The sequence below is a fragment of the Quadrisphaera sp. RL12-1S genome (assembly GCF_014270065.1).
GTDB lineage: Bacteria > Actinomycetota > Actinomycetes > Actinomycetales > Quadrisphaeraceae > Quadrisphaera.
This window is the reverse complement of record NZ_JACNME010000023.1, coordinates 1-9728: the sequence shown is the minus strand read 5'-3', so window position 1 is coordinate 9728 and position 9728 is coordinate 1. Positions and strand designations below refer to the sequence as shown.

Below are 9728 nucleotides of genomic sequence, written 5' to 3'. Positions count from 1 at the left end.
GCCGAGGCGGACGGCTACACCGCCACCCGCCACCAGCGCGAGGTCGGCACGGGGTACTTCGACAGGGTCTCCACCGCCGTCGACCCCGCCAGCACCACCCTCGCCCTGCACGGCTCCACCGAGGCCGAGCAGTTCCACACCCAGCCGGAAGGGCAGGCTCGCGCATGAACGCGCAGACCACCCAAGAACTCGGCCGTGCCGGCACCGAGGAAAGCTGCGGCGAGGTCGAGCCGGCGGGGGGCCCGCGCTGCGCCTCATCGCATCGGCGCAACGACTACGGGGCGCGCGGTGGTGTGTCGCTGATGCGATCCTGGACCTCGCCCATGACGACCGGGCAGGCAGGCCGACGCAGCCCCGCCCTGCGCGTCGAGGTTCTTGGCAGCGAGTCCGAGCGGACAGGCGAGGTGCTCACCGACGAGGCCCTTGCGCTGGTCGCCGACCTGCACCGGCGCCTTGCAGGACGCCGGCACGACCTGCTCAGAGCACGTGTGGAACGGCAGCACCGCATCGACGGAGGGGTGACCCCCGCCTTCCTGCCGCAGACGGCTTACATCAGGGCCGACCCCACCTGGCGGGTCGCCGGTCCTGGCCCCGGCCTGGAGGACCGCCGCGTGGAGATCACGGGTCCTTGCGAGCCGAAGATGGGCATCAATGCGCTGAACTGCGGCGCACAGGTCTGGCTAGCCGACATGGAGGACGCCAGCTCACCCACGTGGGAGAACACGATCACCTCCCAGCTGGTGCTGCGCGATGCCGCCCGGGGGCAGCTGACCCACACGGCTGCTGACGGTCGCCGCTACGAGGTGCTCCCGGTGGACCTGGACGGACGCGGGCTGGCAGGGCACCGCGTCGCGGACACGACCATCGTCATGCGACCGCGTGGCTGGCACATGACCGAGAAGCACCTGCGGTTGGTCGACGAGTCTGGCCAGGGCTGTCCCGCCTCGGCCTCGCTGGTCGACTGGGCCCTGTTCGCCACCGGGTGCGCACGCGAGCTCGTCGCCAGCGGGAAGGGACCCTACGTCTACCTTCCCAAGCTGCAGAGCCACCTCGAAGCACGGCTGTGGGACGAGGTGTTCACCGTGACTGAGGAGTACCTGGGCCTGCCGCACGGCACCGTCCGCGCGACTGTTCTCGTGGAGACGATCCATGCGGCCTTCGAGATGGAGGAGATCCTCTATGAGCTTCGCGACCACTGTGCGGGCCTGAATGCTGGCCGGTGGGACTACATCTTCTCGATCATCAAGACGTTCCGTGGGCGCGGACCGCAGTGGGTGCTGCCGGACCGCGCCGACGTGACGATGACGGTGCCGCCGATGGCGGCCTACGCCCAGCTGCTGCAGCAGACGTGCCACCGACGCGGCGCCCAGGCGATCGGCGGTATGAGCGCCTTCATCCCGCTGAAGTCGAACCCGTCGGTCACCGAGCAGGCGCTGGAGAAGGTTCGTGCTGATAAGGAGCGTGAGGCGCGGATGGGTTTCGACGGCAGCTGGGTGGCCCACCCCGGGCTGGTGGATGTCGCACGAGCCGCCTTCGATGCCGAGCTGGAGCGACGCGAGCGAGGTGAGCAACCCCAGGCCTCAGCAGCATTGCCCTCCGACGCCAGGACAGCCGAGCGCCTGCTCGACGTGGCTTCTGTGCCGGGGCGGGTGACTTCCGACGGGCTCCGGACCAACGTCTCCGCAGCTGTGCGGTACATCGCAGCCTGGCTGGGTGGGACCGGCGCAGTCGCCATCGACGGGCTCATGGAGGACGCCGCCACCGCGGAGATCTCCCGAGCCCAGGTCTGGCAGTGGATCCGCTGGGGCATCAAGACCGAGGACGGGCGAGCGGTCACACGCGGGCGCGTCGAAGAGGTCCTGGACGACGTCGTGGAGTGGCTGCCGCGGCGCAGTGACGACCACGTGGACGAAGCCGCGCAAGTCTTCCGACAGGTGGCGCTGGGAGAGGAGTTCCCGGCGTTCGTGACAACGGCGGCGTACATCAAGCACCTGGTCGCCGTCCGCGTCTGAGGCGGGCGTCTCGGCGCTCTGAGGAAATCTCCACGCTTGAGGGGCCGATCACCATGGAGGTGGTCGGCCCCTCAAGAGTGGGGTGCTGGGTCAGACCGCTCAGCTAGAAGTGGCGCGCCAGCTACCTGCTGGAGCCGGGCGCATCACGCGGGCACCCGGCTGGAGGCAGTCGAGGCTCTGGTCGCTGGACGCCGGGCCAGCGGCTGCAGACCGGCGTACAGCGCAGCGGCAACCGCAGCGGTGAGGATGGGGCCCCAGGTCCCCGACCATGCGGGCCCGGCCTCGAGCAGCCCCAGACCCACCACCGAGGCTGTCACCCAGGCGATGACGCCGGGAAGGCTCACAAGAGCCGACGTCTCGGCATCAGCCTCCACGGCCGTCGTCTTACGCCGCTGCAGCGCGACGTGGGTGAGAGCGATCGCCACCCAGCCGGTCACCAGCACCCCCTGCCAGCTCAGAGCCGTCAGGATGTAGCTGAACACGTTGGTGAGCATGACCACGAACATGATCAGACTCCCGACCAGGACCCAGACCACGCGCGGCAGCCTCAGGCGCAGCGCGTGGCGCCCAAGCGCCTCCAGATTGGTCGAGGCCAGGTAGTAGTTGGCGGTGTTGATCCTCGTCTGGCTGATCCAGACGAGCAGTACCGCCCAGAAGCCCATCACCTGGGTGAGAGCTACCGCCACGCCCCCCTCGCTTACCGTCGTCCCCACTTGCTCGCGCAGGGCGTGGGCAAGGAAGATGCCGATCAGTCCGTTGACCAGGAAGACGCAGGTGTAGAACACCCACCCGAACGTCACGGTGGTGTGGAAGCGCCGGTCCTCGGGCCTGCCGAGGCGGGCAAAGTCGACGGTGTACATCATCAGGATCCACACGCCCATGTAGATCCCGAAGGCGAGGAGCCAGCCCGGGCCGCCCTGGGAGACCGCGATGGGCGCAGCCGGACCGGTCGCGGTCCACCCCGAGGGCTGGCCCACCACGGCCGCGACGACGACGGCCGCAGCGAGCCCGACGATGTACAGCGGGAGCAGGATCCCGTTGAGCTTGTCCAGCCAGTTCCGCACTCCGCCGAAGACCAGGGGTGTGGAGTACGCGACGACGATGAAGTACCAGACGTTGATGCTCCAGCCCAGGGACTCTCGCGTCCACGCCTCGAAGGTGACAGCGATGATCGAGCCTTCGAAGATCCCGTAGTACAGGGCCGTCGCTGCGAAGACCGCGGTGGCGAGCAGTGACCCGACGCGGCCGAACATCACTCGCGAGAGCGCCTCCACGGTCGAGCCGGTGTCGATGGCGAGACCCGCCAAGACCTTGTTGATCACTCCGTAGACCACGACGGTGAGCACGATGCCGATGAGGGCATCGCGCACGCCGACGATGGAGGCGACCAGCGCGGCGATGTAGAGGTAGAACATGGCCGACACCAGCGACCACCAGCCCATCATCAAGGACAGGCGGGGCAGGCGGCCGGAGGTGGACGTTGCTGCGGGCATTGCTGGTCCCTCTCTAGTGGTGGACGTGGCGATCGGAAGGCATGCGGGCGCGGCGGAGCAGCGCGAGGCGCGTCGGGACGCGCCTCGCGCTCAAAGCCCTGTGGTGGCTCTGCCGGCGAGGGAAGGCTGAGGGCTACGACACCCAGCCGGCAGCGGAGCGGCGGCGCATGTTGTCCCGGAACTGGGAGGTGGTCTCGGGCAGCAGTTCACCGGTGCCCCAGTCGACGATGACGCCGTAGCGCCGGACCATGTCGAGCATGTCGACCTTGCCGGCGCGGTAGTCGGCTGCCAGTTCCTCCGGGTCGGCCTCGAGCCAGCCTCGGCGGCTGGCAGCGATCTCGGCTCTGGCGGTCGCCGTCTTCTCGGCGAGCACCCGGTACTGGTCCAACTCGATGTCGATCGCCTCGATGACCACGCCGTAGTCGCGTTCGGCGCGCTGGAGGGTGACGTAGCCGTCGATGACGTCCTCGAGGACGAGGGCCGGGTCGCGCTCGAGGGGGTCGCCGTTTCCGCCGCCACCTGCGCTCGGGCGCGTGAAGGCGTCCCCGGACTGCACCGGGACGTTGGAAAAGACGCTGCCGAGGAAGCGTTCCTCCTGCGTCCCCCGGTTCAGCCAGACCCCGTGCGGCAGGGACGGTAGGCCGCCGTCGATGCCCCAGGTCACGGAGCGAGCGCGGTCGCAGCAGTAGGACATCACCGTGCGCTCGGCGTCGGTAAGGACGCCGCCCTTCTCGACACCGCAACCACCGCGGTGCTTTCCGGGTCCTCCGGAGTCGGGGCGGATGCTGTGCGTCGTCGTCAGGACGGGGCTGAGGCGCTCTTGGCCCTCGAGGGGCTGCACCGCAAGACCGGGACCGAAGACGGGGGCCGTGGCGTTCGAGCCGTCCTTGGTGCTGCGGCCTCCCCACCCTCCAGCCATCCAGTCGTACCACATGAAGTAGGGACGTTCTGTGCTGCGACCGTCACGGCCTCCGACCAGCAGGTACTCCAAGTTGAAGGAGCACGCCATGGCGCGCTCGGGGACGATGGACGACCAGATCTCTACGATGGAGCTCATCAGCTTCTCGTAGGCCCCCGAGCAGAACCCGGTGACCGCGATCGGCCAGCCGGCGTTGACGACGGTGCCCTCGGGGCCGAGCTCACCCCGCACGGCGCGGTAGAAGCCGGAGTTCAACGGGATGTCGGGGAAGAAGGTCTTGGTGCCCGCGTACAGCGCCGAGTACGTCGCCCCGTACCCGCTGTTGAGGAAGGTCGCCACGGCGGGTGCGCTTCCGCTCAGGTCGTACGTCACCGTGTCACCGCTGATCGTCATGCGGACCTTGACCGGCACGAGGCCTTCAGGTCTGCCGGGGTCCGCATCGAGGTGGTCCACGGCTTCCCAGGTGCCGTCCGGCAGCTCGGCCAGGCGGTGGCGCACGATGTCTTCGACGTAGTCCTGCACCTCCGCCATGGCGGAGGTCACGGTGTCGACCCCGTAGGTGTCGACCAGTCGCAGCACCTCGCGCTCACAAACTGCGGTGGCCTCGGACTGGGCGTGCAGGTCACCGAGCCCGACGAAGGGCGACCGGGTGTTCTGGACGATGAGCTGCGCGACGTCGTGGCGGAAGACGCCGCGGTCCCAGATCTTCAAGGCCGGGATTCGCAGCCCCTCCCCGAAGTGCTCTGTGGCGTTGACGTCAAAGGACCCGGGCACGGTGCCGCCGACGTCAGCCCAGTGCCCCTTGTTCTGCGCGTAGCCGATGATGCGCCCGCCCGAGAAGATCGGGCGGATGAAGCTGATGTCGTTGAAGTGCGTGCCCCCGCGGTAGGGGTCGTTGATGACGAAGACGTCGCCGGGATTGATGTCTTCCTTGAAGTACTCGATCACCGCTTGGCACTGGAAGTGCAGCGTGCCGACGTGCACGGCGATGTCCTGGCTGCCCTGCATCACGGTGTTGCCCTCGGCGTCGCAGAGCGCAGAGGAGAAGTCTCGGCAGTAGATGACGAAGGAGTAGCAGGTCCGGAGGATCTGTTCGCTCATCAGGTCCACCGAGGTGGTGAAGGAGTTCTTCAGCACTTCGAAGGTCACGGGGTCCAGGGACCTGGTGTGGGGGGCGTGCACGTTCGCGCTCATGATCAGTCCTCCGTCAGGTGGATCAGGATGTTCAGCCAGGCGTCGACCTCGGCCCTCGTGCCCGGGGGGATCACGGTCGTTGAGTCGAGCTGGTCGATGACGGCTGGACCGGTGAGCTGCGCACCTGCCGGCAGGTCCGAACGCTGGTGGACAGCGGCGTCGACCCAGCCGGTCTCGGGAAACCACGCCCGCCGTGTGCTCTGCGAATGCGGGGCGGGGCGAGGGGTCACCTCGTGGGCGGCGAAGGCTGGCTTCGGAGTCGTGCCGATGGCCCGCAGCCCCAGCTGGTAGATCTCCACCGGGGTGTCGTCCCTGCGGAAGGCGAACTCCCGCTCGTGCTCTTGGTGGAAGCGCTCGACGGCGGACTCCAGGGCCCCCTCGCCCGCGCCAACGTCGATCACCAGGGAGCGCCACTGGCCGCTGTAGCGCATCGAGGCATTCCTCTGCAGGACCGCCTCGTGGGAGCTGACACCCTCCTGGGTGAGGCGGTGGGTCGCCTCGCGCTCGAGGTCGGCGAACGTCCGCTCGAACTCAGAGGCGTCCGCATCGGTGGTCAGGTGGGAGAACATGGCCGACAGGTCGTGGCGGATGTCGACGAGCAGGCACCCTAGAGCCGAGGTCACTCCAGGGTTAGGCGGTACGATCACGGTCGGGATGTTGAGTTCCCGGGCGACCTCCGCGCCATGCAGGGCGCCTGCGCCTCCGAAGGCGATGAGCGCGAAGTTGCGCGGGTCGTATCCCCGGCGGATGGAGACTAGCCGCACGGCATCGGCCATGTTCGCGTTCGCCACGCGGAGGACGGCCCCGGCCGCCTCAGCGAGCTCCAGGCCCAGCGGGCCGGCGAGGCTGGAAAGGGCCTTCTCGGCCATCTGGACGTCGAGCTCCTTGGCTCCCCCGGCCAGGCTGGGGCCCAGCCGTCCCAGCAGGAGGTTGGCGTCTGTGTTGGTCGGCTCGTTCCCGCCGGAGCCGTAGCAGGCCGGCCCGGGGCTCGCTCCCGCCGACTGCGGCCCGTTGCGCAGGGACCTGGCCTCATCGATCCAGGCCAGAGACCCGCCGCCGGCGCCGATGGTGAGGACCTCGATGCTGGGGAAGGTGATCGGGTAGCCGTACTCGACCGACCACTCCTTGGTCATGCGGACTTCGCCGCCGTGGACAAGGCAGATGTCCGTGCTCGTCCCGCCCATGTCCAACCCGATGGCGTTGGGGAAGCCGCACTGGGTCGACAGGTGGCGCGCTGCGATCGCTCCCGCAGCGATACCGGATGCTGCGAGCCGCACGGGGAACTTCCCGACCATGCGGGGTGTCATCGAGCCGCCGCCGGAATGGAGAAGGAGGAGGTCGCCGCGGTAGCCGCCGTCCTTCAGGCGCTCGGCGAGGCGATCGACGTACCCCGTCACCAGGGGGGCCAGGACGGCGTTGGCGACGGTCGTGTTGAAGCGGTCGTACTCGAAGATCTCGGGCAAGATCTCCGCCGACGTGGAGATGTTCGCCTCGGGCAGCACCTCGCGGAGCACCTCGGCCATGCGACGCTCATTCTCAGTGTTGGCGTAAGAGTTGAGGAAGCACACCGCCACGGTGGTCACGCCGCGCCGCCCCAGCAGGCTCGCCAGCTGCCGCGCCTCGGCCTCATCGAGGGGTGTGACCACACGGCCGGCGGCATCAGTGCGCTCGGTCACCTCGAAGCGGTCGCGCCGGCGGATGTAGGGCCCGGCGACGTCCTTGTAGGCGTCCCACAGGTCGTCCTTGGTGCCGTCGCGGATCTCGATGACGTCCCGGAAACCGCGGGTGGTGACGAGGGCGGCGTTCGGGAACCTGCGTGTGATGAGGGCGTTGGTGGCGACGGTGGTGCCGTGGGAGAACAGCGAGACCTGGCTCAGGTCGACGCCGCCGCGCTCCACCCCGGCCATGACGGCCTCCATGGGGTCGTGGGGGGTGGAGGGGACCTTGGTCACGCGGAGGCTCCGCGTCTCCTCGTCGAAGATGCAGACATCGGTGAAGGTTCCGCCGACGTCGACGGCCACTCTCAGTGCAGACACGTTCGACACTCCTGGACGTGAGGGGTAGCTCCCCGGGCCGGCTTCTGCCCGCCATGGGACCGGTGTTGGTCGCCAACTGTGGAGAAGCGCACCCCGGGTGTCACTGTTCATTCGGATAGATTGCGGGCTGGGCTGCTGTGAGAATTCCAGTCAAGTGGCAGGATCAGGCGTGCTCAAACGCGTTCTCACCGTGGAAGAGCTCCTGCAGGCACCCGGATTGGGGCTGGACCTCCTCGTGGCGGGCGATCTCGCCCTTCCGGTGCTCGGTGCCCACACCATCGAAATCGACGGCGTGGGGAACTGGCTCGAGCGCGGTTGGGTGATGCTCACGACGGGCATGCGCTTCACAGATGGTCGTGCGTCGTCTCACTCGTTCGGCGAGTTGGTCGCCGAGCTCACTGCTTGCCGTGCTCCGGCGCTGCTGTTCGGCGTGGGCGTGCACTTCGACCGGGTGCCGGAGGAGCTCTTGACGGCGGCCCGGACCAGCGGCCTGACGGTGGCGGCGGTGAGGGCCGATGTGCCCTTCTGGACGATCGAGAGCTACGTCTCGCGGGCCCTGGACAGGCGAGACTCCCTGCTGGCGAGGCAGGAGCTGGAGCTGCAGAACGGCCTGCTGGAGACGCTGGCCGGCGACGACCCGGTACGCGCTCTCGTGCACCGCCTCGGGCTGCTCATCCGCGGGACGGCGGTCCTGTACGAGGAGTCCGGGCGCGTGGTGGCCTCCACCGGAGAGGGGCCAGCCATGCTGATCTGGAACGAGATCAAGGATGCGCGCCCCGCCCAGTTCCGCGTGGTGGTGGGCCGCTGGCACGTGGTGGCGCGTCCGACGGTTCTTCGCGGCGTCGGCTACTGGATCGCCCTCGGCTCCCGGCGAGCCGAGGTCCTGGACGAGCTGGCTGAGCCGGTGCTTGAGGCAACGCAACGGCTCCTGGGCGCCGTTCGCGGGGTCCGGTCCCTGTCTACGGCCCAGGCGGTCGCCGAGTCGAGTGAGATCCTCAGCCTCCTGCGCGCCGGGATCACACCTGAGGCCTCGACCCGGCTGTGGGACAGGCTGCGCAGCTACAGGTTTCAGAGGGGGCGGCCGCTGCGGTGCTTCCTCGCCACCGCACTTCCTCAGCCGACCCAGACCCAGCCCGGTCTACAAGGTGGTAGCCCCGCAGATGAGATTTTGCAGGTCGCTCAGGAGTATGGGCTGCCACTCGCCTTCGACCAGCACAACGAGCACGGCCAGCAAAGTCAGATCTCGGGCATGGTGGGGGAGGAGATCGGGGTCGACCCGTGGACGTCCACCGTCCTGCAGAACTTCCACATGGGCGTCAGCGAGCCTTTCGTCGACCTGCACCAGGCCAGGGCGCACTTCCGAGACGCAGAGCGGGCGCTTCGGGTGGCTGTGCGAAGAGCCGGCTATCGCGGCCTGACCAAGGGGGCGATGGAACAGCCCGCCCGGAGCGCCGGGCTGCTAGTGCGGTTCGAGGACGCTGACATCATCAACTGGCTGCTTTCCAGTCGCAGTCCAGACGCCGTGGCCACGAAGACCAACCAGCAGTTCAGCCAGCTGCTCGCGCATGAGGACCTCGTGGTGACGCTCGTCGCGTACTTCACACGGGGCATGGACATCACCGCCACCGCCGATGAACTGTTCATGCACCCCAACTCGGTCCGCTACCGACTTAGGCGCATCGAGAAGATCATCGAGGCTCCGCTGGCCTCGGCGGCTGTGATCGCCAACCTCTACGTCGCCCTGCATGACCGGATCTCGCGTGCAGAGCAATGATGATGAGGCGGCACCCCGGCTGGTGACTGTTCGACCGGTCGAGCCCCGAGACCGGTGCAGATTGTGCCGCAAACTGGATCATGGCCGCGGGACCGCTAGGACGCCATCGACGGCATGACCGAGGAGAAGGGCCTGCTGGAGCGCCGCCTGGTGATCCCCCTGGCCCACCCCGACGTGGCCGACAGGTTCGGGGTGGCCCCGCCGCGCGCCGTGGTCCTGTTCGGCCCGCCCGGCACCGGCAAGACCACCTTCGCCAAGGCCATCGCCTCCCGGCTGGAGTGGCCCTTCGTGGAGGTCTTC

Annotated in this window: 5 protein-coding genes and 1 pseudogene; 3 read left to right on the top strand and 3 right to left on the bottom strand. The window is 68.5% G+C overall.

Annotation, left to right across the window (positions count from 1 at the left end):
* Positions 1–323: 323 nt before the first annotated feature.
* Positions 324–2012 (top strand): malate synthase A, encoded by a 1689-nt coding sequence (gene aceB / locus H7K62_RS21365; RefSeq protein WP_222438029.1) that lies wholly within the window; start codon positions 324–326, stop codon positions 2010–2012.
* 143 nt (positions 2013–2155) lie between these two features.
* Here aceB and H7K62_RS21360 read toward each other — a convergent pair whose 3' ends face one another.
* From H7K62_RS21360 to H7K62_RS21350, 3 genes are all read right to left on the bottom strand, one after another.
* On the bottom strand, positions 2156–3505 hold the full coding sequence (locus H7K62_RS21360; RefSeq protein ID WP_222438028.1) for a purine-cytosine permease family protein: 1350 nt from the start codon (positions 3503–3505) through the stop codon (positions 2156–2158).
* 133 nt (positions 3506–3638) lie between these two features.
* Positions 3639–5618: a hydantoinase B/oxoprolinase family protein gene (locus tag H7K62_RS21355; protein ID WP_186722566.1), complete on the bottom strand. Its 1980-nt coding sequence runs from the start codon at positions 5616–5618 to the stop codon at positions 3639–3641.
* A gap of 2 nt (positions 5619–5620) precedes the next feature.
* On the bottom strand, positions 5621–7654 hold the full coding sequence (locus H7K62_RS21350) for a hydantoinase/oxoprolinase family protein (protein WP_186722565.1): 2034 nt from the start codon (positions 7652–7654) through the stop codon (positions 5621–5623).
* A gap of 169 nt (positions 7655–7823) precedes the next feature.
* Between H7K62_RS21350 and H7K62_RS21345 the strand changes: the two genes are divergently transcribed.
* Positions 7824–9428, top strand: a complete 1605-nt coding sequence (locus H7K62_RS21345) for a helix-turn-helix domain-containing protein (RefSeq protein ID WP_186722564.1) — start codon at positions 7824–7826, stop codon at positions 9426–9428.
* A 105-nt stretch (positions 9429–9533) separates the two neighbouring features.
* Positions 9534–9728, top strand: a pseudogene (locus H7K62_RS21340) (AAA family ATPase); the annotation flags it as partial.

Excerpts from the sequence above, each read along its gene's own strand:
- aceB (WP_222438029.1), top strand. The coding sequence starts at position 324 with ATGACGACCGGGCAGGCAGGCCGACGCAGCCCCGCCCTGCGCGTCGAG.
- H7K62_RS21360 (WP_222438028.1), bottom strand. The coding sequence starts at position 3,505 with ATGCCCGCAGCAACGTCCACCTCCGGCCGCCTGCCCCGCCTGTCCTTG.
- H7K62_RS21355 (WP_186722566.1), bottom strand. The coding sequence starts at position 5,618 with ATGAGCGCGAACGTGCACGCCCCCCACACCAGGTCCCTGGACCCCGTG.